This window comes from Agrobacterium sp. K11 (assembly GCF_059429395.1).
Window position 1 is genome coordinate 338,165 of sequence record NZ_JCAHRB010000009.1, and the last position, 25,656, is coordinate 363,820.

The window sequence follows — 25,656 nt, forward strand, 5'->3', positions numbered from 1 at the left end:
GCCAGGCGATGCCGCGCATTTGCGTGGCCAAGCCGGTGTCGAATCGGCTATGAACAGTCCATGTTTTCGTTCCTCAGAAAATCCGTGAAGTCGCCGGCGCCGAAAAAGGTAGCGCCCAGCCAGCGCACCGTCGAGGTGGCTGGCCGTCATGTGCCCATTACGGTGAAGGAAAACCCGCGCGCCACGCGCATCACCTTGCGCATCGAACCCGGCGGCCGGGCTCTTAAGCTGACGATCCCGATGGGGCTTCACCATGGCCAGGTGGATGATTTTCTCGAAAGGCATCAGGGCTGGATTGAAGGCAAGCTTTCGAAAATCACCCCAGATGACGGTTTGCGTCATGGTGCGTCGGTTGATATTCGCGGCGTATCCCATCGTATCCATCACACTGGCAGCCTGCGTGGCCTGACTCACATCTCCAAAGACGAGGACGGCACGGCGGTATTGAAAGTCAGCGGAGCGCCCGAACACCTGCGCAGACGGGTGGCCATGTTTTTGAAAAAGGAAGCGAAGGCTGATCTGGAGAGGCTTGTTGCGGTTCACGCGAGCGCGGCCGGAAAGCCCGTGCGATCCATCAGCATGAAGGACACCCGCAGCCGCTGGGGTTCGTGTTCCCATGATGGAAATCTGAGTTTCTCGTGGCGTATCGTCATGGCTCCGGAAAAGGTCATCGATTATCTCGCAGCCCACGAGGTTGCGCATCTGCGGGAAATGAACCACGGCCCGAAATTCTGGGCCCTGTGCGAAAAACTCTGCCCGCATACGCAGGAAGCCAAGGAATGGCTGAAACGTCACGGCTCTAAACTCCACGCCATCGATTTTGATTGAAAGTGGAGACGTGCATCGCCATCTGGATTCACGTGAAACATTCCATGGAAAACGGGTGCGATTTGGCTCGACTCTTGTCGCATTTCGTGTCAGGTCGCGGGTATGAAACCGGATATCAAGATTTGCGGATTGAAGACACCGGAAGCGCTGGAGCGTGCCGTCAGGCGCGGCGCCTCCCATGTCGGCTTTATTTTCTTTGAAAAGAGCCCCCGCAACATCGAGCCCGATATCGCCGGCAGGCTGGCAGAAGCCGCCCGTGGCGCCGCAAAGGTTGTCGCCGTTACCGTCAATGCCGACAATGATGATCTAGACGAGATCGTCGATCTGCTGAGACCGGATATTCTGCAATTGCACGGCAGTGAAAGCCCGGAGAGGGTGCTGAACATCAAAGCACTCTACGGACTTCCGGTAATGAAGGCGCTTTCCGTTCGCGACGCCGCTGATCTTGCCAAGATTGATCCCTATATAGGTATAGCCGACCGTTTCCTGCTGGATGCCAAGGCGCCTGCGGGTTCCGATTTGCCGGGCGGCAACGGAGTAACCTTCGACTGGACCATCCTGCGCTCTCTTGACGGAAGTATCGATTACATGCTTTCCGGGGGATTGAACAAGGACAATGTCGCGGAGGCTCTGGCCGAAACCGGAGCTGGCGGACTGGATTTGTCGTCCGGTGTGGAGAGCGCGCCGGGCGTCAAGGATCTTGCGATGATTGATGCATTCTTCGATGTGGTGAATGATTGGTCGAAAGGCCCAAAGGGAGCTTGAAGTGAACGACGCGCCAACACCCAATTCTTTCCGCGCCGGTCCCGATGAGGACGGCCGTTTTGGCATTTACGGAGGCCGCTTCGTTGCCGAAACGCTAATGCCGCTTATTCTGGATTTGCAGGCGGAGTGGGAGAAGGCAAAGACCGATCCCGAATTTCAGGCAGAACTCAAATATCTCGGCGCTCATTACACTGGCCGCCCGAGCCCGCTTTATTTCGCGGAACGCCTGACGGCCGAACTGGGCGGCGCCAAGATCTATTTCAAGCGCGAAGAGCTGAATCACACCGGCTCGCACAAGATCAACAATTGCCTTGGCCAGATCCTGCTTGCCAAGCGCATGGGCAAGACCCGTATCATTGCCGAAACCGGTGCCGGCCAGCACGGCGTTGCCTCGGCGACCGTCGCCGCACGCTTCGGCCTGCCCTGCGTCGTTTATATGGGCGCGACGGATGTTGCCCGTCAGGCGCCGAATGTTTTCCGCATGAAGCTTCTGGGCGCTGAGGTAAAGCCGGTAACGGCTGGCCACGGCACTCTGAAAGATGCCATGAACGAGGCGCTGCGCGACTGGGTCACCAATGTCGATGACACCTATTACCTGATCGGCACAGCTGCCGGCCCGCATCCTTATCCGGAAATGGTTCGCGATTTCCAGGCCGTCATCGGTGAGGAAGCAAAGGCACAGATGCTGGAGGCGGAGGGCCGTCTTCCGGATATGGTCATTGCGGCTGTTGGCGGTGGCTCGAATGCCATCGGCATCTTCCATCCTTTCCTTGATGACAAGAGTGTCCGTATCGTCGGCGTCGAGGCTGGCGGCAGGGGTCTTTCGGGCGAGGAGCATTGCGCTTCAATCACGGCCGGTTCGCCGGGGGTTCTGCACGGAAACCGCACCTACCTTCTTCAGGATGCGGATGGCCAGATCAAGGAAGGCCATTCCATCTCCGCAGGTCTCGATTATCCCGGCATCGGCCCTGAGCATTCCTGGCTGAACGATATCGGCCGCGTGGAATATGTACCGATCATGGACCACGAGGCGCTGGACGCCTTCCAGATGCTGACGCGCCTCGAAGGCATCATTCCCGCTCTGGAGCCAAGCCACGCGCTGGCGGAAGTCATCAAGCGCGCACCGAAGATGGGCAAGGATGAGATCATCCTGATGAATCTTTCGGGTCGTGGGGACAAGGATGTCCACACCGTCAGCAAGTTCCTCGGAATGGAAATGTAAGGCCATGACTGCACGTATGGACAAGCGCTTTGCCGATCTGCGCGCTGAAAACCGCCCGGCTCTGATTACCTATTTCATGGGCGGCGACCCGGATTTCGAAACCTCGCTCGGCATCATGAAGGCCCTGCCGGAAGCAGGCGCCGACGTTATCGAGCTCGGCATGCCGTTTTCCGACCCGATGGCGGATGGCCCGGCGATCCAGCTGGCAGGACAGCGCGCGCTGAAAGGCGGCCAGACGCTGAAAACCACGCTCGATCTCGCCCGCGAGTTCCGCAAGGAAGACGACGCGACCCCGATCGTGATGATGGGATATTACAATCCGATCTACATCTACGGCGTCGACAAATTTCTGGACGATGCGTTGGCGGCTGGCGTCGACGGTCTGATCGTTGTCGATCTGCCGCCTGAAATGGATGATGAGCTCTGCGTGCCCGCCTTGGCGCGCGGCGTGAATTTCATCCGTCTCGCCACGCCGACGACGGATGGCAAGCGCTTGCCGACCGTTCTTAAAAATACCTCAGGTTTCGTTTATTACGTATCGATGAACGGTATTACCGGTTCCGCACTGCCCGATCCGTCGTTGATCTCTGGCGCGGTCGGTCGTATCAAGGCGCATACGGAACTGCCGGTTTGCGTCGGTTTTGGTGTCAAGACGGCCGATCATGCCAAAGCGATCGGTGCCGTGGCGGATGGCGTGGTGGTCGGTTCGGCCATCGTCAACCAGATCGCCGGCAGTCTGACGAAGGACGGGCAGGCAACCGCCGATACCGTGCCATCCGTCACGACGCTGGTAAAAGGACTTTCAACGGGCGTGCGTGCGTCGCGCCTTGCCGCTGCGGAATAAGCGCGCGGCCCAGTCAGGAGTAGTCAGTTGAACTGGATCACCAATTACGTACGGCCCCGGATCAATTCCATGCTTGGCCGCCGCCCGGAGGTTCCTGAGAACCTGTGGATCAAGTGCCCGGAAACGGGCGAGATGGTCTTCCATAAGGATCTGGAAGATAACAAGTGGGTCATTCCGGCTTCCGGTTACCACATGAAGATGCCGGCAAAGGCGCGTCTCGGCGATCTTTTCGATGGTGGCGTCTATGAGGCCTTGCCGCAGCCGAAGGTAGCGCAGGATCCGCTGAAGTTCCGCGATTCCAAGAAATACACCGATCGTCTGCGCGACAGCCGCACGAAGACCGAGCAGGAAGATACCATCCTTGCCGGCGTTGGTCTCCTGAAAGGCCTGAAGATCGTTGCCGTTGTGCATGAATTCCAGTTCATGGGCGGTTCTCTCGGCATCGCGGCCGGCGAAGCCATCGTCAAGGCGTTCGAGCGCGCCATTTCAGAGCGTTGCCCGCTGGTCATGTTCCCGGCCTCCGGTGGCGCCCGCATGCAGGAAGGCATTCTGTCGCTGATGCAGCTGCCGCGCACCACGGTTGCTGTCAATATGCTGAAAGAAGCAGGCATGCCCTACATCGTGGTTTTGACGAACCCGACGACGGGTGGTGTCACTGCTTCCTACGCCATGCTGGGTGACGTGCATATCGCCGAGCCGGGCGCCGAAATCTGCTTTGCGGGCAAGCGTGTGATCGAACAGACCATTCGCGAAAAGCTCCCGGAAGGCTTCCAGACATCGGAATACCTGCTGGAGCACGGCATGGTGGATATGGTGATCGATCGCCGCGAAATTCCCGATACGCTGGCAAGCCTTCTCAAGATCATGACGAAGGCTCCGGCAGAAGCAAACGCGGTCATTCCGCTCGCGGCTTCGGCCTGACGGAAAAATATGTCGCCCGGAGGCGGGAAGCGCCTTCGGGATGACGTTATACGTTGCATGATTTCATCTCGGGTGCGGCGGACAAATGGCCAATACAACGCCTGAAAGGCGAACAGAAGATATGACGAAGCCCGCAATCGGCGAGGCCGAACAGATCATAGAAAAGCTGATGCAGCTTCACCCCAAGGGTTTTGATCTTTCACTGGACAGAATTTCCCGTCTTCTGGAAAAACTAGGCAGCCCTCAGAAAAGGTTGCCGCCGGTTATTCATGTCGCAGGCACCAACGGCAAGGGTTCGGTTACGGCCTTTTGCCGCGCATTACTGGAGGCGGCAGGACTTTCCGTGCACGTCCACACCTCTCCGCATCTCGTGAACTGGCATGAACGTTATCGCATCGGCGTTTCCGGCGAAAAAGGCCGTTATGTCGATGATGCCGTCTTTGCGGATGCGCTGCGCCGCATCGAAGCTGCCAACGGCGGCCAGATGATAACGGTTTTCGAAATTCTGACCGCCGCGATGTTTCTGCTCTTCGCGGAGCATCCGGCAGATGCTGCCGTGGTCGAGGTTGGGCTCGGTGGGCGCTTCGATGCGACCAATGTGATCAACAACCCGGCCGTTTCCGTTATCATGCCGATATCGCTCGATCATCAGGCCTATCTCGGCGACCGGGTGGAACTGATTGCCGCTGAAAAGGCCGGCATCATGAAGTCGGGTTCCCCTGTCGTCATTGGTCATCAGCAGTATGATGCGGCGCTGGATACCCTCGTTTCCACGGCTGAGCGTCTTGGTTGCCCGGCATCAGTCTATGGGCAGGATTTTTCCGCCCATGAAGAATTCGGCCGTATGGTCTACCAGGATGAATTCGGCCTGACCGACGCGCCGCTGCCACGTCTTCCCGGTCGACACCAGCTTGCCAATGCCGCTGCTGCGATCCGGGCCGTCAAGGCTGCCGGTTTTGAGGTGACGGAGCGGATGATCGAAAAGGCCATGACAACAGTGGAATGGCCCGGCCGTCTTCAGCGTGTCCTAACCGGAAAAATCGCTGAAATCGCTCCGAAGGATGCGGAAATCTGGATCGATGGTGGTCACAACCCAGGCGCGGGCGAAGTCATTGCCGAGGCAATGGCGGGGTTTGAAGAAAAGACACCGCGCCCGCTGTTCATCATTGCCGGTATGATCAACACCAAGGATCCGGTGGGCTATTTCAAGGCTTTCGCCGATATCGCGGAGTATGTCTTCACGGTTCCAATCGGCGGCACTGATGCCGCAATCGATCCCGTCGTGCTTGCCCATGCGGCCTTTGATGCCGGTCTGGTTGCGGCGCCTACATCTTCGCTGACCGAGGCGCTGGACGAGCTATCGCGTCGCTTCGATCCCGAAGGGCCGCCGCCGCGCATCCTGATCGGCGGCTCGCTTTATCTTGCCGGAAACGCGCTTGCATTGAATGGTACGGTTCCCGAATAAAAAAGCCCGGCATCGCTGCCGGGCTTTTCTTTATTCCATGGAAAGTCGCTTACGCGGCGCCGGAAATCCAGGCCGAAAGCGCTGTCTTGGGCGCAGCGCCGACCTTGATGTCAGCCACTTCGCCGCTCTTGAAGATGGCAAGAGTCGGGATGGAGCGAACGCCGAACTGGGCAGCCAGTTCCGGGTTTTCGTCGATGTTGAGCTTCGCGACCTTGACCTTGCCGGCAAGCTCGGACGAAATTTCTTCAAGGCTCGGCGCGATCATTTTGCACGGGCCGCACCATTCGGCCCAGAAATCCACTACGACTGGTTCGGAGGATTCGAGGACTTCGGACTGGAAGTTGGCGGCGTCGACTTTTACGGTAGCCATATCTGGCTCTCCTTTCAGTGAATCTTTTCCACTATCGATGTGATGCGGGCGCGTCGAAATTTCAATGCCCCGGTATCTCACTTTGTCTTTATTGCGGCAAGGGCTTGCATCATGGCATCGTCACCAACCGTCATAAAAGCGGCATTTTCCGTATAAATCAGCGCGCAGACAAATTCCTTGCCGGGATAAAGCGGTGACAGAATTTCGCGATAGATGGCAAGCTGTGCCGTGTGGGAGAAGGGTATCTCGTGCGCGTCGCGCGGCGGCACGCGGTTCGTCTTGTAATCGACCAGAATGACGCGGTCGCCATCCACTGCCAGCCGGTCGATACGGCCGGAAACCGCATAATGCTGCCTGCCGATCGTCATGGTCCCCATAATGGAAACTTCTGCGCGGCTATTGGGCGAAAATGCCGGCTGTACAGATGGTTCGGACATGACCCGCAAAACCGCCCGTATCAGATGTTCGCGCTCGGCAGACGGCCAGAACCGTGCGGCACGTTCGGCATAGCGGCGGGCTGCCTCTTCCCGCTCACTCTCGGCAAAATCCGGCAGGGCCTGCAGCATGCGATGCACCAGCCGACCGCGTTGCAATGCCAGCGAGGAGACATCGGCTTTTTCGCCGAAAAGCGGCGAACGCACGGCAAGATCGTCCGCACCGTCATCAATGATGGTGCCCGCGCCGGAAGGGCTGAGTGGCCTCGGCAATGATGGCAGGGCGGGCAAGGGGGTAAGAAGCCCCGCCGGAAGAGCATATTCTTCTTGCGTCTGTGGTTCAGGCAGCCTTTGCGGAGCGGGGGTCGAACGAATATCGGACTTGCGCCAGACAAGCCCCTGCCACTCTTCACCATCGGCCATAAACTGTTGCGGTTGGCAGTGCTTTTCATTGTCGGCGAGTGCTGCCTTGACGATGGCATGCCAGCATTCGGGATTTTCCTTCTGGCCGCGATAACCGCAAACGACCAGATGATCGGCAGCGCGTGTCATCGCGACATAAAGCAGCCGGCGATATTCGTCTTCCGCGGCCGTCTTCAGGCGTTCCTCATCGGCGCGAATGAGATGATTGGAAAAACCGCTGCCAGGCAGCCAGACGGGGAAGGCATCCCCGTCTGCTTCAACGAAGCGCAGTTTCGGGACATGACTGTGGTTGAAGGCTTTCGAACCGCCATCGACCACAAAAACAACCGGCGCTTCTAGACCCTTGGAGGCGTGCACGGTCATGATCCGCACTTCACCGCGATCCTTGTCCTGTTCGCGTTTCACCTCCGGCGAATCCGTTTCCAGGACGGATAGGAAGGCTTGCAAGCCGGGCAAGCCGGTCCTTTCATGGTCAAGCGCAAAGGACAGGAACTCGTCCAGAACATCGCTCGCCTCGTTGCCGAGACGACCCAGGAATTTTTTGCGCCCGTCATGCAGTGTCAGAACCGCGGCGAAGAAATCATGCACCGTTGCCGTTTTCGAAAGCGCGATGAAGTTTTTGAGGTTGTTGGCGACTGCGAAGAAGCGGCTGTTCTCGTCTTTCGAAAGCGTCTGCAATCTTTGCCACACGCTCTCCGTATCGGATCGCGTGGCAGCGACGTCGAAAACATCGTCTTCGGAGAGATTGAAAAGCGGGCTTTTCAGCAGCGCGGCCAGAGAAAGGTCATCCTCAGGCAGCACGACAAAACGGCCAAGCGCCAGAAGGTCCTGCACGGCGATGTGATCGGTCAGGCGAAGACGGTCGGCACCGGCGACGGGAATGTTCTTGCGCCGTTTCAGCTCACGGGTCAGCGCATTGACGAAAGCATGGCGTTTTCTGACCAACACAAGAATATCGCCGGGCTCAATAGCGCGTTCCACGCCCTTTTCGATGATTGTCTGGTTGCCGATCATGCCGGCAATGCGCGCGGCGATCCGGCGGGCAACGATGGTGGCCGGCGCGCTTTCCCGAAGTGCATCGAAAGGTGCCGTCCAGTCTTCTTCGTCCTCGGCGGTTTCCGGCGCCACCATATCCCAGACTTCCACGGTGCCGGGGTGGCCGGCGCGGTTGGAGCGGTGTTCGACTGGCTCGTTATCGGCGCTGAGGCCGCTGGCATTTTTAGGGTCCGAAAAGACCTGATCGACGGCGGCCAGCACATCTTCCGTGGAACGGAAGGACAGCGGCAGGCGGATGCGGTGAAATGCCTGCTCCACCGAATCGACACGCCTTTTGGTCTCGTCACGCTCCTGCGAAAACCGCTCCGGTCGTGCGCCCTGGAACGAATAGATCGATTGCTTTTCATCACCCACGGCAAAAAGCGTGCGCCGCCCCATGCGGGCGCTCTCGCCGCTGAAGAAGTCCGCCGCCAGCGACTGGATGATCGACCATTGCACAGGGCTGGTATCCTGCGCCTCATCGACGAGGATATGGTCGATACCCTGATCTAGCTTGTAATGTACCCAGGCGCCCGCCGTATCGCGGTTGAGGAGATTGGCGGCGCGCTCGATCAGATCCTCGAAATCGAGCTGGCTTCGCTGCTTTTTCAGATCCTCGAAATCGCCGATCAGTCTCTCAGCCAGAACAAGCGCGCATTTCGTCGCCTCCAGCATTCGCACCAGACGATAGCGGTTGCGACAGGCCACGACATGGTCCCGCGCAAGCGTCAGCGCGTCGACGAGATCGGGTGCGGATTTCTGCATGCCCTTGTTGATGACATAGGCATCGGATTTTTTTTCGCCCTTGGCTGTCAAAAGCGCAGCTTCGATGAATTCCATGCGCCGCACGGAATCCGTCTGCCGTTTCGCTTCCCGCAGGGCATAAGCGACATCTATGACGCGCGATCCGCCCACTTCGTCGGCAAGCGTCAGATAGGTATCGAGGGAAAGCCCCGAGAGACCGGGCAAGGGCCAGAATGCCGCCGCTGCCGTTTCTTCGGTTTCACCCGCGTCTATCTGCATTGCCTGCCGCAATTGGGCATCGATGCCATCAGCCTGTTTTGCATCGATCAAAAAGGCACGAAGGGCGCTGCGATTGGCGATGATGGCGGTGAGTAGCGATTCGAGCCCGCTTTCATCTGCCAAATCAAGCACATAGGCGAGAGACTGCGCGAGATCGGTGTCTCCCTCCGTCGAAACCGCCGTTAAAAGCGACCGACGTGCCTCGGCCAGCAGGGTTGTTGCGGCGCGGTCATCAAGGACGGAGAAGTGGCCGGCGACATTGGCCTCCAGCGGGAACTGATGCAACAAGGCTTCGCAGAAGGCGTGGATCGTCTGGATCTTCAGCCCACCGGGCGTTTCCAGCGCCTTGGCGAACAGCCGCCGCGCTTCGGCCAGCTTGATGCGATCCGGCATCTTTCCTTCGATGGCAGCGACGCGATCCCCAAGATCGTTATCCGGCAACGTAGCCCATTCCGCCAGACGGTCGAAAACGCGGCTCGACATTTCGGACGCCGCTGCCTTGGTATAGGTCAGGCACAGAATTGCGGAGGGTCGGCACCCGGCCAGAAGTAGACGGATGACGCGCTGGGTCAGCACATGGGTCTTGCCGGAACCGGCATTGGCCGAAACCCAGGCAGAACTTGCCGGATCGGAGGCGAGCCGTTGCCGGTCGCTCGTCCAGTCTATCCAGCTTTGCGGGGTGTCCGTGGCAGGCCCGTGATCGATAGGGTCAATCATCATCGCCGTCTCCCGGTTCTGCCGTCGACCATTCCGAAACCCGGGCGAGGTGGTCGTATTCCCCACCGTAGGATTGCTGCTCCTCCGGCACCAGCCGCGAGGCAAAGCCGTTTTCGCCATCACGCAGCGAACGCACGAACTTGGCCAGCTGATCGATTGATTCGGTTGCCAGCTCGATTGCCGATTTCGGTGCTTTTTTGCCACCCCGATTGGAGTGTTCGTTGTTCACCTGGTCGGCAAAAAAACGGGTACCCGGCCGCAGGCGCACATAGATAAGGTTTTCCGGTGTCTGCGAACCCGCCTCGCGGAAGGCGCCCCGCATCAGTGCTGCCGCTTCCAGCGCGAGCTGCGGGTCGAGCAGTGCGCGCGCCTGATTGACTGAAGGCGCAAGCCCCGTTTTGTAGTCGATAATATCCGCCTGACCGCCGGTCTTGATATCTATGCGGTCGGCGATGCCGGTCAGCCTTATTCCTGCCTCGGGAATTTCCTGTCCGGCACGCGCCTCGAAAAAGCTGCGGCGGATGGACGGATGTCGTTCTTTCTCCCAGTCGATGAAGGCGCGTGCCACCGCCTCGAATCGCGGGCGCCAGATGACATCGACATGTGCAGGAAGATCTTCCGCGTCGAAACTTTCATCCAGAATACGCTGCATGGCCTCGAGCGATGCCGGTGTGCCGGGAATATGCCCCTCGCGGGAATAGCGCTCGATGATTGTATGATAGAGCGTGCCACGGTCGGCGGCATTGGGATCGCGGTTGAAGCCATCAAGCGGGTTGAGCTTCAGGATACGCCGCGCGTAGATCGAATAGGGGTCACGGCGCAGCCTGCCCACTTCGCTGAAGGAATAGCTCTTCGGCTGCAAGTCGGCTGGCGGTTTGGGGGCAGGGCGCTTTGCTGCTTCCTGGTCGATGCTCGCATCCATCAGTGCCGCCCAGTGGCGATAGGTCTCGCCGCGCTTCTTCAGCTGGTCGGCAAAATCCTCGCCGCCGAGTGCCAGCAACCGTTGCAGCCAGCGTGATGCGACTGCGGGTGTCGAGCCCTGTCTGAGCGCGCGGCTGTAGAAAATCTGCCGTGTCCCGTTCGCCATCTCGAAATCGTGCGCCAGCTGGCCGATACGCCGCTCCGGCGGTTCCAGACCGATGGCTGTCTTCATGTTGCGGGACAGAAACGGGTTGTTTGCCGTCTTGCCCGGCCAAAGCCCTTCATTGAGACCGCCGATCACGACAGTGTCGACGCTTTGCAATCGTGCCTCAAGGGCACCGAAAATGAAAATGCGCGGATGGCGCATGGATCGCGGCTTGATCGATTCGCCAGCCACCAGTGCCGCGAAGATATCAGCCCATTGCGGACCATCCGCATCAAGGATTTCGCCGCTTTCCATCAATTCGCCAAACAGGCCGGAAAGCTTGTCGCCTGCCTCGCCGGACCAGAGAGGGGCAAGATCGTTGTTGTCATCCGCGCAGATGGCTTCGATCACCCGGCCCGTCCGCTCGGCCCAATCGGAAAGCGGCAATTTGTCCGTGAAAGACCGGCCTGAGCGGTCGCGACGAACGAATGCGCTGCCAAGCGGCTCTGTCGAAACGGCGATCCGGCGTGCCAGATCGCGCGCGGCGTCTACGCTTCCCTCGGGCAGTGCCAGCCTCCAGGCAGGCGGATGCCGGTCATCACGCTGCGCCGCCAGTTGCGCATCGAGAACCGCCTCCAGATTGCCGATTTCGGTTTCGACGCGGCCGCCTCTAAGTGCGATCAATTCCAGCGCCTTTGATGCTTTTGTAAAAGCCTCCAGCGAAAGCCCGAAACGGCTGAGCGGATGTTTCAGAAGGGAAATGACCGGCACCGGATCTCCGGGCCTGAGGATCGCTTCCAGTGCGAGTTGCGTCAGTCCGGCCTGCGGCGTGGCGGAAAGCGGCGTACCGGCGGAATCGTCGGCTTCGATACCGAAGCGCTGCAATTCCGTCGCCACGCGCCTGGCCAGTCCGCGATCGGGCGTGATCAGCGCGGCCTGAGACGGGCGGCCAGCGCCCGGCGCTTCAAGCGCCAGCCGCAGCGCCACCGCAATTGCGGTTGCCTCTTCGCGCTCGTTGGCAGCTTCTATCAGGGTCGCTGCCGCAAAAGCATCGTCGAAAAATCCGGGTTGCTTGTCCTCACGCCAGCGGTTCCAGTCGCTGGTGGATTTGGCAGGAGCAAGTGCTGCCGAAAAAACCGCCGCGCGTTTTTCAAGATCGCTATCGATAGCGCCAATCTGAACGACATCGTCTCGCATGATATCGAGCTTCTGCAACAGCATGTAGAGCCCGTATTGCGAATGGGTGCGGCTTGAAGGATCGCTGGGGTCCTCGGCAATAGCCTCCCATTGTTCCTCCGGCATCGTGAGATCGAGGCCCGGAAGCACGACGACGCCCTGGGGCAGGGAGGCGACAGAGGCGATAAGGTCTGCTGCTGCCGGAATTGAGCCCGTGGAGCCCGCAACGATGATCGGTCCGGTGTCCGGCAGGTTGGCAAGCCGGTTCGCCTCCGCCCTCAGGATGCCGTTGCGATGTCGGCCTGCGGAAGTTCGATTGAGTTCGGCAAGACGGGCGGGCCAGAACACGCTGGCGATTTTCAGGAAATCCGCCGTCAGCTGCCACCATTGGGCGTGATCGCCGGTATCGAGATGCGCGAGCGCCTCCCATTCCTTTTCTTCCGTATCCATCGCATCGATCACTTCGCCAAGCGCGCGCGCCAGCCATATGGCGTCGGCAGGGCTGGCGGGGGCGACCAGTGGTGAGTCCGAATGGATGGCCCTGATGGCGTCCGGCAGGCTGTTGCGCCATGCCAGAATGAGGCGCGCCAGCTCGATTTGCCGGCCGGTGCCGGAAATCGGCGGCGCCAGATCCATGATCTCAGGATTTTCGATCTCGAAGAAGCCGCTGTCGTCATCGGTTTCGCCGAGCGGCCGGATCAGTGGCAAAATGGCGGAACGGCCGCCCAGAAGATCGACAAACTCTGAGCGCAGCACGCGGGCGGAGCGCCGGGTCGGAACATAGATCGTCACCTTGGCAAGCGAAAGCGGATCCGCAGGGTCGTATTTATAGCCGGCTGTCAGTGTCCCGTCACACAGCGTTTCCGCGAGCGTTTTGAGGAACGGTGTTCCCGCAGCGATCGTCAGGACGCGCTTTGCGTGATGGGTGAAAGTCATGCAGAGCGCTTTTCCCTGAATTGCCGGATGATACTTTCGGCATCGTCTATCGCATCGGGAGTGCCGACGGTGATCCAGTGGCCATCCAGTGAAAGTCCGAAAAGTCGTTCTTTCTCGATGGCGCGGTCGAAATAGATATTCAAGTTGAAAGCATCCCCCGGCGCATCGTCCAGCAGGTGCGAATCCATGGCAATGGCCCCAGCATAAACCACCGGGTTCGTGTCCCCGTCGCGATACCGCGCCAGTCTACCATCCGAAGAGAGGTTGAAATCCCTCTTGCCGTTATGACCGGTGGTACGGTCCATATCGACGCAGAGCATAGCCATATCCATGTGCGTGGCATCGAAGAATTGCGCAAGCTTGCGCAGGTTGCTGACGGCATTCAGCTGTTCGCCAATCCAGAAAAGATCGGCATTCATGACGAAGACGGGACCTGGCTCCAGAAGTTTCAGGCCCTTGGCAAGTCCGCCACCGGAATTCATCAGCTGCGACCGCTCGTCGGAAATCAGGATTTCGGAGTCGGTACGGGTTTCAAGATGGGCGATCATCTGATCGGCATGGTGATGGACGTTGACGACGATCTTCTCGGCGCCGGCCTCGACAAGGGCGTCGAGCGCGTAGTCGATCATCGGTTTGCCGGCGATCTTGACGAGCGGTTTCGGGATCGTATCCGTGATCGGGCGCATCCGGGTGCCGAGCCCGGCGGCCAGCACCATCGCGTTCTTGATCGTCATTGTGGTCAACCGTCTTTCAGTCTTTAAAATTCCATGCCCATGTGGACGCACCAGTCTTTGAGCGGTGCCAGTTCGGGATGCGAAAGCGCTGCGGAAAGATAGCGAAACGTCCTTGGCATATGTTTCATATAACCGGGTTTGCCATCGCGTTCCAACAGCCTTACCCAGATACCGGCCAGTTTGCAGTTGCGCTGCGCCGACATGATGGCGAAAGCCTTGAGAAAGGACGCCTCATCGAAGGACGGCTCGTCTCGTCTAATGTAGAGATAGTGCGAAAGCAGGCGTTCCTGCAGTTCGGGCGAAATGGTAACCCGCGCATCCTGCACGATGGAGGCGAGATCGTAGGCCGTCGGGCCTATCATCGCGTCTTGAAAATCGATCAGTCCGACTTGCCGGATGCCTGCATTATGCTCTTGCCAGAGAATGTTCGGCGAATGGAAATCGCGCAGAAGTAGCCCGCTTTCGCAGCCACTGAGCGCGTCTATCAGGCCGTCCCAAAGAGCATAATAGTCACGCTTCTCGGTATCGGACAGTGATTTGCCGCGTTTGTGGGGCAGATACCATTCCACCAGCAGCGACACCTCGATCTTCATCGCCGGTCGATCGAAAGGAGGCACTTCGTAGGTGCTGCCGTCATCAACTGGCAGCTTGCGCGGTGCCGGAGCTTTATGAAGGGCGGCGAGGCAGGCGACGCTTTGCAGATAACGTTCCTCAATCGGCGTTCCGTCGGGCGCAAGCACCCCCTCCCGCCCGAGGTCCTCCAGGAGGAGAATGCCCTGATCGGTATCCGCCGCCAGTATTTCAGGCGCGCAAAAGCCGCTATTTCGCAGATAATTGCCGATCGCCACGAAGGAACGGGCATTCTGGGCAAGATGGGCGATTTCCGCATAGGTCTTGCCATCAGCAACGATCGCACCTCTCAAAGGGCGTCGCCAGTCCATCAGGATAAGGTCCGGACCATCGGTGGAAATGGTCTCATAGGCGCGTGTGGAAGCATCGCCGCTTAGAAAATGGCGGGTCGCATCGCCCTTGCCATTTTTCGCAAGAAAATCGCGAATGGCAAAAACGCGCTCAAGCCGTTCTTTCTGTTTCGCGGGAGCATCGATTACAGCCCGACGCCCGTCACCGGAGTGTTCCAGCCGCAGGCTGATGGTCTGGTTTGGCGGTAGGATTTCGGCGGCGATATCAGGCCACTCGATCAGGCAGATACCGTCTTCCAGCATCTCGTCGATGCCGAGTTCGTCCAGTTCCGAGACGTCAGACAGTCGGTACAGATCAAGATGGGCAACGGGAATACGTGTTGGATAGGTCTGGATGATCGTGAATGTGGGGCTTGGAACTTCAAGATCAGGTGCATCCGCCATCGCCCGGATAAAGGCGCGGGCGAGGGTGGATTTGCCCGCGCCGAGATCTCCGATCAGCGCGAGGCAATCGCCAGCTCCCAAAGCCAGCGCCAGATCTTCGCCTAACCGGATGGTGTCCTTTTCCCCATTGAGGGAAAGGGTGATCGGCAGGATATCGTCACTCATTCTGCGGCGATGGAATGCGGGTGCACGCCCGAAGGAATGCGGCAGGTGACGATGGTGCCGTTGCCGGGCCGGCTGTCGATGCTGACAGTGCCGTGATGCAGGCTGACGAAGCTCTCCACGATAGAAAGGCCAAGGCCAGCGCCGGTCCTCCGCCCGCCGTTGCCGCGCGTCTCGAAGCGGTCAAACACGGCTTTGAGCATGTCTTCGGGGATACCCGGTCCCTTGTCCGCCACTGAGAACAGGAAGTCACCCTCGCTGCGCTGGCATGAAAGCTGAACGGAAGACCCTTCCGGCGCAAAATTGATTGCATTGGTGAGGAGCTTGATGAGGATCTGCTTCAGGCGCTGGTGATCCGCCACCAGACTACCGAGATGCGCGGGTGCGACGATCTCGAGCGAAATACCGCTTTCCTGTAGCCGGTCGGCAATCTGCACCGAAACGTCATCGAGCAATTCGTTGAGATCGTTTTCCGAATAGTTCAGCTGCATGATGCCCGCGTCGACGGTCGCGAGATCGAGGATGTCGTTGACGATGGTCAGAAGAACCGAGGAAGAGGTGGAAATATGGTCGAGATATTCTGCCTGCCGGTCCGTCAATTCTCCAATACCCGGGGTCTTCAGGAGATCGGTGAAGCCAATGATATTGGTCAGCGGCGAGCGCAATTCATAAGAGACGTGCTGGACGAAGTCGTTCTTCAGCTCGTCGGCCTTGAGCAGTGCGTCGTTCTTTTCCTTGAGCGCCCGCTCGGCCCGCACGCTGTCAGTCATGTTGACGAATGTCAGCATGGTCTGCGCATCCGGCAGCGGAATAATGGCGTAGTCTAAGACGAGGCCGGAGAGTAGCTCCAGCGTTCCCTGTCTCGACGGGCGTTCATCGTCAAAGCTGGTGATGAACTGGCTGAAAGAGCGCCAGCCATCCGGCTTGTCGTAGGATTGCGTGCAGGCGGCCTCAACGGCGCGGATATGGGTTCCAGTTTCCGCCTGCTCGGCGGTAACGCCCCAGAGGGCCCTGAATGCCGGGTTGGAAAGGCGAATACGTCCGTCCGCACCAAACACGGCGACACCTTCGGCCAGATGGTCGATGGTTTCGCCCTGCACCTTCACCAAGGTGTTGTAGCGCATCTGCAGATCGACCTGTTCGGTCAGGTTCTCGAAGACCCATGTCGCGCCACCCTGCGGGTGGGCGGTCGCGATAACCCGCAACGTCTGGCCGTTGGGCAGGTGCCACAGATCGGTCTTGGTATCGAGAGAGCGGTAAACGGAGAGTGCCGTCTCTTTCCAGTTTTTCCAGTTCAGCTGCTCGGGCAATTTGCCGGCGGTGCGCAGCCTGTCGAGAAGCTCGGAATTATCGGGGCCGGATTCCAGAAAAACCAGATCGAAGCCCCACAGGGTGGCAAAGGCCTGATTGTAGAATTGCAGCCGCTGCCGGCCGTCGAAAATGGCGACGGGCGTTGCGAGATGATCCAGCGTTTCGGCGTGGCTTTTCAGAACCCGTTTCATTTCCTCCCGGGTGGTTTCCGCTTCGGTAGCATCGATGGCGATGCCTGCAGAACCGCCCGCCGTCTTGATATCGACAACGTCGAAGAAGGTACGGTTTCCGGAAACCACCGTCGAAATGCGATCGTGGTAGGGGGAACTCGGAGTAGCGGCCGCACGTATCTTCTGCCGGGTAACGGTGTTCAGAAGCTCACGTTTCTCCTGAATGGTCTGTTCGGCATCGCGCGCATCCACAGCGTGCGCATAGGCGTGGTTCACCCATATGAGTTCGCCTTCGCCATTGCGCCGCCAGACGGGCTGTTCGATCGAATCGAGAAGTTCCTGAAAGGTGGAGACCGAGGCGATCAGGCGCTCGCGCTCCACCTGCAATTCGGCCAGTTCGGCGCGCAGGTTGTTGAGGGCGACGAACCGCGCGAAGGCATTGCCGCCGGAAACCCGGCCTTGAACTTCAATGACTTCGCCGCGCTGCGTCTCGATGGTCAGATCGAAACTCTGTGCGTGGCTGCGAAGTTTTTCGAGGGATTTTTCAAGCTGGCTCGCGGATGATGGCTTCAGCCAGCGCCCGAAGGCCAGAAAATCGTGATCCGCCTGCGGTGCGCCCGTCTCTACGGGCAGTTGCCCCAGGAATTCGGGGCGCTTGTCCACGCCGTCCCAGATGACGATGCGCCGGCTCTTGTCGGAGATAAGCGCCTCGTATTTCGCGATCTTGTGGTGGGATTCTGCCAGCGCCTTGCGGTATTCACCGCTCTCCGCCTCGATATTACCGCGCTGGCGCACCAGCCAAACGACGGAAAACAGCGTTGCCGAAAGCATGCCGACAAAAAGCGAATAGGTGATGGTTTCTCCGGATGAAAACAGCCGCGCGCCGGTCTTTGCGACAAGACCGTCCTGCGCCAGCGCCACATTTGCAGAACCGGCGAGAACCGTGCCGGACATCAGGACGGGAAGCCGCGAAAAGCCTGTCCGCACAGCACTGATCGCCAGCCGGCAACGCGCCATGGCCGCGCCCAATGCCACGCCAGCATGCGTGTTTTCAACGCGTTGAACTGTCTGCTCTCGCAGATCCGAATTGTGAACCGTCATCCCCGGTCTGTCTCCGTCCTATGTGCCGCATCTTCGACAAGACATCCCATTTCGTCCCCGCCGCCCTTTGGCGTGTCCGAATCAAGTTCGATGACAATACCGTCTTCATAAATCTGCGGAAAGGGAGCGCGCAAAAAAGATGCCGCGCGCTTTGTCAAGCGCACGGCATCTACATATTGTGTAATTTCAGTGGATATTAACTATGAAATTAATATCTGTAGTGTTCTGCCTTGAACGGACCCTGCTTCGAGATGCCGATATAATCAGCCTGAAGGTCGGAAAGTTCGGTCAGGCGCACGCCAAGCTTCTCGAGATGAAGGCGTGCAACCTTTTCGTCGAGGTGCTTCGGCAGCACGTAGACTTCGTTCTTGTATTCACCCGGCTTGGTGAAAAGCTCGATCTGGCCCAGCACCTGGTTGGTGAACGACGCCGACATGACGAAGGAAGGGTGACCTGTGGCATTGCCAAGGTTCAGCAGGCGGCCTTCGGACAGCAGGATGATGCGGTTGCCCTTCGGGAACTCGATCATGTCGACCTGCGGCTTGATGTTTGTCCACTTGAGGTTACGCAGCGAAGCGACCTGAATTTCATTGTCGAAATGGCCGATATTGCCGACGATTGCCATGTCCTTCATCTCGCGCATGTGCTCAATGCGGATGACGTCCTTGTTGCCGGTGGTGGTGATGAAGATGTCAGCGGAAGACACAACATCTTCCAGGCGAACGACCTCGAAACCGTCCATGGCGGCCTGAAGCGCGCAGATCGGGTCGATTTCCGTGACCTTCACGCGGGCGCCAGCGCCCTGCAGCGAGGCGGCGGAACCTTTGCCGACGTCGCCGTAACCGCAGACCACGGCAACCTTGCCAGCCATCATCACGTCGGTTGCGCGGCGAATGCCGTCTACCAGCGATTCCTTGCAGCCGTATTTGTTGTCGAACTTGGACTTGGTGACGCTGTCGTTGACGTTGATGGCCGGGAAAGGCAGGAGGCCCTTCTTGGCGAGATCGTAGAGACGATGAACGCCAGTCGTCGTTTCTTCCGTCACGCCCTTCAGCGCGTCACGCTGCTTGGTGAACCAGCCGGGGGAAGCCTTGAGGCGCTTGTTGATCTGCGCGAAAAGAATTTCCTCTTCTTCCGAACCGGGGTTGGAAAGAACGTCCTCACCGGCTTCGGCGCGCGCGCCGAGCAGAATGTACATGGTGGCATCGCCGCCATCGTCGAGAATCATGTTGGAGAGGCCGCCATCGGTCCACTGGAAGATCTTGTCGGTATATTCCCAATATTCCGTCAGGCTCTCACCCTTGACCGCGAAAACAGGAATGCCGGCCGCTGCAATGGCTGCTGCGGCATGGTCCTGCGTCGAGAATATGTTGCAGGACGCCCAGCGGATGTCCGCGCCCAGTTCCTTCAGCGTCTCGATGAGGACACCGGTCTGGATCGTCATGTGAAGAGAACCGGTGATACGTGCGCCCTTCAGGGGCTTGCTCTCGCCGAATTCCTTGCGGCAGGACATAAGGCCAGGCATTTCGGTTTCGGCGATGTCCAGTTCCTTGCGGCCGAATGCGGCAAGGTTGATATCGGCGATGATGTAGTCCTTCTCAAGGCTCATGAAGTTCTCCAGATCAGAAATGCCATGCCTGCTGGCCCGGCTTTTAAACGTAGCAGCGGTTTAGCAGGCCAAAAACGATCTGGCAATAACGATATAAAGAAGTCTTTATGTCTTTATATGGGGGTGGGCTCAGGCTTCTTCGCCGAAGCGGTCGGCAACAAGTGCCTCAAGTGCGGCGAGCGCCTCTTCCGCCTGGTTGCCGCTCGCCTCGACATAGACACTGCATCCTGGGCTGGCCGCCAGCATCATGAGGCCCATGATGGAGGTGCCGCCAACGGTCATTCCGTCCTTCGACACCGTAATAGTCGCGTCGAAACCCTCGACCATCTGCACGAATTTTGCAGATGCCCGGGCGTGGAGACCGCGCTTGTTGATGATCGGCAATTCCCGGGAGTGAGGCGACATGGGGCTGACTTCTTATTTGCCGCTTAAAACGCGGCTGGCGACGTTGATGTATTTGCGACCGGCGTCGGATGCGTCCTGGAGCGCCTTGTCCATGTTGTCTTCGCTGCGAACGCCTGCGAGTTTTATCAGCATGGGAAGATTGACCCCGGCGATGACTTCGACATTGCCGTTGTTCATGACGGAGATGGCGAGATTGGACGGTGTACCACCGAACATATCCGTCAGAATAATGACGCCATTTCCATCATTGACGCGCGTAACGGCGTCGATGATATCCTGCCGGCGCTGATCCATGTCGTCTTCGGGACCGATACAAACCGTCTCGATCAATTTCTGGGGACCGACGACATGCTCCAACGCATGGCGAAACTCCTCAGCCAGCTTGCCATGGGTGACAAGCACTAGTCCGATCATGAAATGCTCCCTTGCACACGCACTCTCATTGCCGACTATCGCAACGCGGCAATCCTGTCCATCGGTGGGATTTCATCTTGATGAGGAAAATGCGAATCGCAAGCCTAAAATCGCCTGAATCGTGGTCACTTCACGTTCGTTTTAAAAAGATTTTGAGCAAGTGCAGCAAATTTTCCATAGGGCGTAAGACTGGAAAGCGGAATACGCAGAAGCGGAAGATGCCCGCCGCAGGGCAGCAACAACACCTCGTCATCTTCCGGAAGTCTTGGATTTTCCGGTGAAAGAACTGTCGTAACGGCGAAATTTAGTCCGGCGCTCGGGACGCTGTTGACGTTAACGATGCCGCTGCCGCGCAACTCGAGTAGTCCGGCAATCGCTTCCGGCCGCTCGGCGATAATGTTTTCGCCGTCGCGATACACTAAAATCTGATCATCCGCGATCAGTGCCGCCGGCAATCCGCACCGTTGCGCCTCCGTCAGAAAGCTGAAAGCAAGCTCGCTTTTGCCGCTGCCGGACGGTCCGGTGAAGAGAATGCCGGTGTTGTCAACGACAATGGCGGTTGCGTGCAGGTTGAAGCGTTCAGCGTTCATGGGTTTCGGCCGCCGGCAGCGACAGGGTGAAGCGCGCGCCTGATATCACGCCGTATTTGTCGACGACATTTTCTGCCCTGAGGCTGCCGCCATGGGCTTCGGCGATCTGGCGGCTGATGGAAAGGCCAAGGCCGGAATTCTGGCCGAAACCTTCGCTTGCCGGTCGGTCGGTGTAGAAGCGCTCGAAAATCCGGTCGATATCCTCGGCCTGAATGCCAGGGCCATTGTCTTCCACCTGCACGATGCAGCGGTCCTTGTGACGGGAAAGGCGCACGGTGATGCGGCCGCTTTCCTCGGAAACGAAAGAGCGCGCATTCTCGATCAGGTTGGTGACAATCTGCCCGATGCGAAGATCGTGACCGTTCACGACGAAGGAGGTTTTGGCTCCCGCCTTCCGGTCGGCGACATAGTCGATCGCCACGCTCTTTTTCTTTGTGCTGATCTGGCGGGAGATATCCACCAGACCCTTCATAAGAACGTCGAGATCCAGCGGCGATGCATCGACACGCGCCAGTTCGGCATCGAGCCGCGAGGCATCCGAAATATCGCTGATCAGGCGGTCGAGGCGGCGGACATCGTGGAAGATGATCTCGGTCAGCCGCTGTTTGGACTCTTCCGTCTTGGCACGCGGCAGGGTTTCCACGGCGCTGCGCAGCGAAGTCAGCGGGTTCTTGAGCTCGTGGCTGACATCGGCGGCGAAACTTTCGATTGCGTCGATACGGTCGTAGAGCGCCGTCGTCATTTCACGAAGCGCTATGGAAAGGTTGCCGATTTCATCCTGACGCGCCGAAAAGTCCGGTATCTCCTCGCGGGTTCTCGCTCCGCGACGCACGCGGATCGCAGCCGCCGAAAGCCGCCGGAGCGGCGTGGCGATGGTGGAGGACAACAACAGGGAAAGTACGATGTTGACGAGCGTGGCGATGCCGAACACGCGCATGATGGCGAGGCGCTCCGCATGCACGATCTTGTCGATATCGCCGGCCTGCGTGGAAAGGAGCAGAACCCCGAGCACAGCCCGGAAGCGCTGCACCGGCACGGCGACCGAAACGATCAGCTCACCCTTTTCGGTAACGCGAACGACTGCGCCGCGCACGCCGGTCAGCGCATTCATCACCTCCGGATAGATCGAGCCGTCGCCACCTGGCGCTTCCTTGTATTGCGGCAGGCTGCTCGGTTGCAGCATGCGGTTGAACATGCTGGTGAACCATTCACTCCAGGTCTGGGTTTCCGGCGTCACCGGCGGCAGATCGAAGCGCAGGACCTGGCCGCGTGAATAGAGATGGCGGGAATCGAGAAGCAGGTTGGCATCGGCATCGAAAAGCCGAGCGCGGGTCCGTGTCGGCGAAATCAGCCGGCGCAGCACCGGCGCCACCCGTTCCGGATTGATCGGGAAACTCAAGTCCTCGTCATTGGGGGCGGGCGTGATGCTTTGCCCCGCCTGCAATTCCAGCAGCTTTTCAGGATTGATGGTGATGGAGTTGGTATCCACCGAGGCGGAGGCCGAGATGGCACCGGCGATGATCTCGCCCTGCGTCAAAAGGCTTTCCACCCGCGCATCGATCAGCCCCTCGCGGAACTGGTTGAGGTAGAGAATGCCACCGACCAGAACGACCGTCGCGGCCACGTTGAAGAAAAGGATGCGGCGCGTGAGGCTGGAAAACACCGCATTGCCAAAAATGCGTCGGACGATCGTCAGCGGATGGATACGATGGCGGCGTTCGCTGCCGCGATCTTCGGCATCGTCACTGTCCGAGACGGTTTCCGGCGTTTTCTTCAACAAGTCTATGTCCTCGCCACCACAATTCCGGTGGTCTCTCCCGATTGCGGCTCGTTCAAGCCGCTTCGCGGAAGCGATATCCTACGCCATAAAGCGTTTCAATCATATCGAAGTCACCATCGACCAGTTTGAACTTCTTGCGAAGGCGCTTGATGTGGCTGTCGATCGTGCGGTCGTCAACATAGACCTGTTCGTCGTAGGCCGCATCCATCAGCGCGTCGCGGCTTTTCACCACGCCTGGCCGCTGTGCAAGCGAATGCAGGATAAGGAATTCGGTAACGGTCAGCGTCACCGGCTCGCCCTTCCAGGTGCAGGTGTGGCGTTCCTGATCCATGGCCAGCTGGCCGCGTTCGAGCGTGCGCGCCTGTTGATCAGCCGTCGGCTTCAGCGTGCTGCCGCCGGTCGCAGCGGAAGCCTCGCGGCTGCTGGCGCGGCGCAGGATGGCCTTGACGCGTTCCACCAGAAGGCGCTGCGAGAAGGGTTTTGTGATGAAATCGTCAGCACCCATCTTCAGGCCGAACAATTCGTCGATCTCTTCATCCTTGGAGGTCAGGAAGATAACCGGTATATCCGATTTCTGGCGAAGACGCCGCAAAAGCTCCATGCCGTCCATGCGCGGCATCTTGATGTCGAAAATGGCGAGCTGCGGCGGACGGGCAATCAGTCCGTCAAGCGCGGAGGCGCCGTCCGTATACGTTTCGACCCGGTAGCCTTCGGCTTCGAGCGCGATCGATACCGAAGTGAGAATATTCCGGTCGTCGTCGACAAGCGCGATCGTCTGCATGTAGTTGGTCTCCATCGTCATTTTCTCGTAACTCCCGACATCCACCCAGCCAAGGTTGCGCGCCGCGAGCCACTCTCATGAGTATAAAGGTGGAACAAATTGTGGCAAAGGAAAACTCACAACCAAATCGCCTGGTGTGACTAGGCCAATTCCGGGAAAACGCCGCAGCTGGATTCTAATGCGTCTTCAACCGATTTAAAAAGAAATAAAATCTTTTAAATCGATTAATATATTGAAATCACTAAGTTATTTAAAGTTTCACTCTTGCGTTTCTAAAAGCCGCCACGTATTTTCCGTGAAAATTTCAACGGCCTTATCGTCATTTACAAGGAACGCGTCATGAACGAGCTTGGGGTTCATAATCCTGCCAATGGAGTTGCGGAACTCGGACTGGGCGAGGCCTCCCGCGTCTTTTATAACCTCAACGAAAGCGAATTGTACGAAGAGGCGATCCGCAATGGCGAAGCCGAGCTGACGGCGGATGGCGCACTTCGTGCCGTTACCGGTCAGCATACGGGCCGTTCTCCGAAGGACAAATTCGTCGTCCGCGACGCTTCCACCGAAGACACTATCTGGTGGGACAACAACAAGCCGCTGTCGCCGGAAAACTTCGAGTTGCTGCGTCAGGACATGCTTGCGCACGCCGCCGGCAAGACGCTCTATGTTCAGGATCTGATCGGCGGTGCCGATGAAGAGAACGCCCTGTCGACCCGTGTCGTCACTGAGCTTGCCTGGCATTCGCTGTTCATCCGCAACCTGCTCATCCGCCCGAAGCGGGAGAAACTGGCAGGCTTCAAACAGAAGCTGACCATCATCAATCTGCCGAGCTTCAAGGCTGATCCGGCGCGTCACGGCGTCCGTTCGGAAACCGTCATCGCCTGCGATCTCACCAATGGTCTCGTCCTTATCGGCGGTACCTCCTATGCCGGTGAAAACAAGAAGTCGGTCTTCACTGTGCTGAACTACCTGCTGCCGGCCAAGGGCGTCATGCCGATGCATTGCTCGGCCAATGTTGGTCCCGAGGGTGATTCCGCCGTGTTCTTCGGCCTGTCCGGTACCGGCAAGACCACGCTGTCGGCTGATCCGTCGCGTACGCTGATCGGCGACGATGAGCACGGCTGGGGCGAACACGGCATCTTCAATTTCGAAGGCGGCTGCTACGCCAAGGCGATCAAGCTGTCGGCCGAAGCTGAGCCGGAAATCTATGCCGCGACCCGCCGTTTCGGCACCGTTCTCGAAAACGTCGTGCTGGACGAAAACCGTGTTCCGGATTTCAACGACAACTCGCTGACGGAAAACACCCGCAGTGCCTATCCGCTGCACTTCATTCCGAATGCATCGGAAACGGGCATTGCCGGTCATCCGAAGACCATCATCATGCTGACTGCGGATGCCTTCGGCGTGCTGCCGCCCATTGCCCGGCTGACGCCGGAACAGGCCATGTACCACTTCCTTTCCGGCTACACGGCAAAGGTTGCCGGCACGGAAAAGGGCGTGACTGAGCCAGAAGCGACATTCTCCACCTGCTTCGGCGCACCCTTCATGCCGCGCCACCCGGCGGAATACGGCAACCTGCTGCGTGAGCTGATCGGCAAGCATGGCGTGGACTGCTGGCTGGTCAACACCGGCTGGACCGGCGGTGCTTACGGCATCGGCAAGCGTATGCCCATCAAGGCGACCCGCGCGCTTCTGACGGCAGCCCTCACCGGCGAGCTGAAGGGTGCCGAATTCCGCACCGATGCGAATTTCGGTTTCGCCGTGCCCCTGTCGCTGGAAGGCGTCGATGCCGCGATCCTCGACCCGCGTTCGACCTGGGCCGACGGCGCAGCTTACGACGCGCAGGCGAAGAAGCTTGTGTCGATGTTCGTTACGAACTTCACCAAGTTCGAAGATCACGTCGACAGCAAGGTGCGCGATGCAGCACCGGGACTGCTGCTCGCGGCAGAATGAATAAGCCTCGTTTATGAGGAGGAGGGGAACCCGGCCTTGTGCCGGGTTCTTTCGTTTCGT

19 protein-coding genes are annotated in these 25,656 nt (G+C 58.8%); 7 read left to right on the top strand and 12 right to left on the bottom strand.

Annotation, left to right across the window (positions count from 1 at the left end; genetic code table 11):
• The first annotated feature begins 60 nt into the window (after positions 1–60).
• From AC5SEO_RS18155 to AC5SEO_RS18180, 6 genes are all read left to right on the top strand, one after another.
• Positions 61–828, top strand: coding sequence for a M48 family metallopeptidase (locus AC5SEO_RS18155; protein ID WP_013635183.1), 768 nt, complete (start codon positions 61–63; stop codon positions 826–828).
• Positions 829–930: 102 nt separating this feature from the next.
• Positions 931–1,593 (top strand): phosphoribosylanthranilate isomerase, encoded by a 663-nt coding sequence (locus AC5SEO_RS18160; RefSeq protein WP_003516340.1) that lies wholly within the window; start codon positions 931–933, stop codon positions 1,591–1,593.
• 1 nt (position 1,594) lies between these two features.
• Positions 1,595–2,815 (top strand): tryptophan synthase subunit beta, encoded by a 1,221-nt coding sequence (gene trpB, locus AC5SEO_RS18165; protein WP_019565940.1) that lies wholly within the window; start codon positions 1,595–1,597, stop codon positions 2,813–2,815.
• A 4-nt stretch (positions 2,816–2,819) separates the two neighbouring features.
• Complete coding sequence (gene trpA / locus AC5SEO_RS18170) at positions 2,820–3,659, top strand: tryptophan synthase subunit alpha (protein WP_003516338.1); 840 nt, start codon at positions 2,820–2,822, stop codon at positions 3,657–3,659.
• A gap of 27 nt (positions 3,660–3,686) precedes the next feature.
• Positions 3,687–4,580 (top strand): acetyl-CoA carboxylase, carboxyltransferase subunit beta, encoded by an 894-nt coding sequence (gene accD / locus AC5SEO_RS18175; RefSeq protein WP_003516336.1) that lies wholly within the window; start codon positions 3,687–3,689, stop codon positions 4,578–4,580.
• Positions 4,581–4,665: 85 nt separating this feature from the next.
• On the top strand, positions 4,666–6,045 hold the full coding sequence (locus AC5SEO_RS18180) for a bifunctional folylpolyglutamate synthase/dihydrofolate synthase (RefSeq protein WP_173739217.1): 1,380 nt from the start codon (positions 4,666–4,668) through the stop codon (positions 6,043–6,045).
• 49 nt (positions 6,046–6,094) lie between these two features.
• On the opposite strand, the gene trxA is transcribed toward AC5SEO_RS18180, so the two are convergent.
• From trxA to chvI, 12 genes are all read right to left on the bottom strand, one after another.
• Positions 6,095–6,415 carry a thioredoxin gene (trxA, locus tag AC5SEO_RS18185; RefSeq protein WP_003516334.1) on the bottom strand — a complete coding sequence of 107 codons (321 nt, stop codon included), beginning with the start codon at positions 6,413–6,415 and terminating at the stop codon, positions 6,095–6,097.
• Between the two features lie 77 nt (positions 6,416–6,492).
• The gene (addA, locus tag AC5SEO_RS18190) at positions 6,493–10,050 is read right to left on the bottom strand and encodes a double-strand break repair helicase AddA (protein WP_174068700.1); all 3,558 of its coding nucleotides are present in this window, start codon (positions 10,048–10,050) and stop codon (positions 6,493–6,495) included.
• Positions 10,040–13,225, bottom strand: coding sequence for a double-strand break repair protein AddB (gene addB, locus AC5SEO_RS18195; RefSeq protein ID WP_174068701.1), 3,186 nt, complete (start codon positions 13,223–13,225; stop codon positions 10,040–10,042). Before addB ends, addA begins: the two co-directional genes overlap by 11 nt.
• Positions 13,222–13,959 carry a nucleotidyltransferase family protein gene (locus AC5SEO_RS18200; protein WP_174060579.1) on the bottom strand — a complete coding sequence of 246 codons (738 nt, stop codon included), beginning with the start codon at positions 13,957–13,959 and terminating at the stop codon, positions 13,222–13,224. The genes addB and AC5SEO_RS18200 overlap by 4 nt, the downstream gene beginning before the upstream one ends.
• 23 nt (positions 13,960–13,982) lie before the next feature.
• A complete protein-coding gene (gene tsaE, locus AC5SEO_RS18205; protein ID WP_495363906.1) occupies positions 13,983–15,488 on the bottom strand; it encodes a tRNA (adenosine(37)-N6)-threonylcarbamoyltransferase complex ATPase subunit type 1 TsaE in 1,506 nt (501 codons plus the stop codon).
• Positions 15,485–18,067, bottom strand: a complete 2,583-nt coding sequence (locus AC5SEO_RS18210; RefSeq protein ID WP_003516327.1) for a sensor histidine kinase — start codon at positions 18,065–18,067, stop codon at positions 15,485–15,487. The genes tsaE and AC5SEO_RS18210 overlap by 4 nt, the downstream gene beginning before the upstream one ends.
• 208 nt (positions 18,068–18,275) lie before the next feature.
• Complete coding sequence (ahcY, locus tag AC5SEO_RS18215; RefSeq protein WP_003516323.1) at positions 18,276–19,676, bottom strand: adenosylhomocysteinase; 1,401 nt, start codon at positions 19,674–19,676, stop codon at positions 18,276–18,278.
• A gap of 129 nt (positions 19,677–19,805) precedes the next feature.
• Positions 19,806–20,081, bottom strand: coding sequence for an HPr family phosphocarrier protein (locus AC5SEO_RS18220; protein WP_003516321.1), 276 nt, complete (start codon positions 20,079–20,081; stop codon positions 19,806–19,808).
• A 12-nt stretch (positions 20,082–20,093) separates the two neighbouring features.
• The gene (locus AC5SEO_RS18225) at positions 20,094–20,495 is read right to left on the bottom strand and encodes a PTS sugar transporter subunit IIA (protein ID WP_003516318.1); all 402 of its coding nucleotides are present in this window, start codon (positions 20,493–20,495) and stop codon (positions 20,094–20,096) included.
• A 125-nt stretch (positions 20,496–20,620) separates the two neighbouring features.
• A complete protein-coding gene (locus tag AC5SEO_RS18230) occupies positions 20,621–21,085 on the bottom strand; it encodes an HPr kinase/phosphorylase (protein WP_003516316.1) in 465 nt (154 codons plus the stop codon).
• Positions 21,075–22,865, bottom strand: a complete 1,791-nt coding sequence (chvG, locus tag AC5SEO_RS18235) for a two-component system sensor histidine kinase ChvG (protein ID WP_035252357.1) — start codon at positions 22,863–22,865, stop codon at positions 21,075–21,077. Before chvG ends, AC5SEO_RS18230 begins: the two co-directional genes overlap by 11 nt.
• 52 nt (positions 22,866–22,917) lie before the next feature.
• The gene (gene chvI, locus AC5SEO_RS18240; RefSeq protein ID WP_003516307.1) at positions 22,918–23,646 is read right to left on the bottom strand and encodes a two-component system response regulator ChvI; all 729 of its coding nucleotides are present in this window, start codon (positions 23,644–23,646) and stop codon (positions 22,918–22,920) included.
• Positions 23,647–23,985: 339 nt separating this feature from the next.
• Between chvI and AC5SEO_RS18245 the strand changes: the two genes are divergently transcribed.
• The gene (locus AC5SEO_RS18245) at positions 23,986–25,596 is read left to right on the top strand and encodes a phosphoenolpyruvate carboxykinase (protein ID WP_003516305.1); all 1,611 of its coding nucleotides are present in this window, start codon (positions 23,986–23,988) and stop codon (positions 25,594–25,596) included.
• Positions 25,597–25,656: the final 60 nt, after the last annotated feature.

What these genes read in the sequence shown, in the direction of transcription:
- AC5SEO_RS18155 (WP_013635183.1), top strand. Translation starts at nt 61, where the DNA reads ATGTTTTCGTTCCTCAGAAAATCCGTGAAGTCGCCGGCGCCGAAAAAG.
- AC5SEO_RS18160 (WP_003516340.1), top strand. Translation starts at nt 931, where the DNA reads ATGAAACCGGATATCAAGATTTGCGGATTGAAGACACCGGAAGCGCTG.
- trpA (WP_003516338.1), top strand. Translation starts at nt 2,820, where the DNA reads ATGACTGCACGTATGGACAAGCGCTTTGCCGATCTGCGCGCTGAAAAC.
- AC5SEO_RS18180 (WP_173739217.1), top strand. Translation starts at nt 4,666, where the DNA reads ATGGCCAATACAACGCCTGAAAGGCGAACAGAAGATATGACGAAGCCC.
- trxA (WP_003516334.1), bottom strand. Translation starts at nt 6,415, where the DNA reads ATGGCTACCGTAAAAGTCGACGCCGCCAACTTCCAGTCCGAAGTCCTC.
- addA (WP_174068700.1), bottom strand. Translation starts at nt 10,050, where the DNA reads ATGATGATTGACCCTATCGATCACGGGCCTGCCACGGACACCCCGCAA.
- addB (WP_174068701.1), bottom strand. Translation starts at nt 13,225, where the DNA reads ATGACTTTCACCCATCACGCAAAGCGCGTCCTGACGATCGCTGCGGGA.
- AC5SEO_RS18200 (WP_174060579.1), bottom strand. Translation starts at nt 13,959, where the DNA reads ATGACGATCAAGAACGCGATGGTGCTGGCCGCCGGGCTCGGCACCCGG.
- tsaE (WP_495363906.1), bottom strand. Translation starts at nt 15,488, where the DNA reads ATGAGTGACGATATCCTGCCGATCACCCTTTCCCTCAATGGGGAAAAG.
- AC5SEO_RS18210 (WP_003516327.1), bottom strand. Translation starts at nt 18,067, where the DNA reads ATGACGGTTCACAATTCGGATCTGCGAGAGCAGACAGTTCAACGCGTT.
- ahcY (WP_003516323.1), bottom strand. Translation starts at nt 19,676, where the DNA reads ATGAGCCTTGAGAAGGACTACATCATCGCCGATATCAACCTTGCCGCA.
- AC5SEO_RS18220 (WP_003516321.1), bottom strand. Translation starts at nt 20,081, where the DNA reads ATGTCGCCTCACTCCCGGGAATTGCCGATCATCAACAAGCGCGGTCTC.
- AC5SEO_RS18225 (WP_003516318.1), bottom strand. Translation starts at nt 20,495, where the DNA reads ATGATCGGACTAGTGCTTGTCACCCATGGCAAGCTGGCTGAGGAGTTT.
- AC5SEO_RS18230 (WP_003516316.1), bottom strand. Translation starts at nt 21,085, where the DNA reads ATGAACGCTGAACGCTTCAACCTGCACGCAACCGCCATTGTCGTTGAC.
- chvI (WP_003516307.1), bottom strand. Translation starts at nt 23,646, where the DNA reads ATGCAGACGATCGCGCTTGTCGACGACGACCGGAATATTCTCACTTCG.
- AC5SEO_RS18245 (WP_003516305.1), top strand. Translation starts at nt 23,986, where the DNA reads ATGAACGAGCTTGGGGTTCATAATCCTGCCAATGGAGTTGCGGAACTC.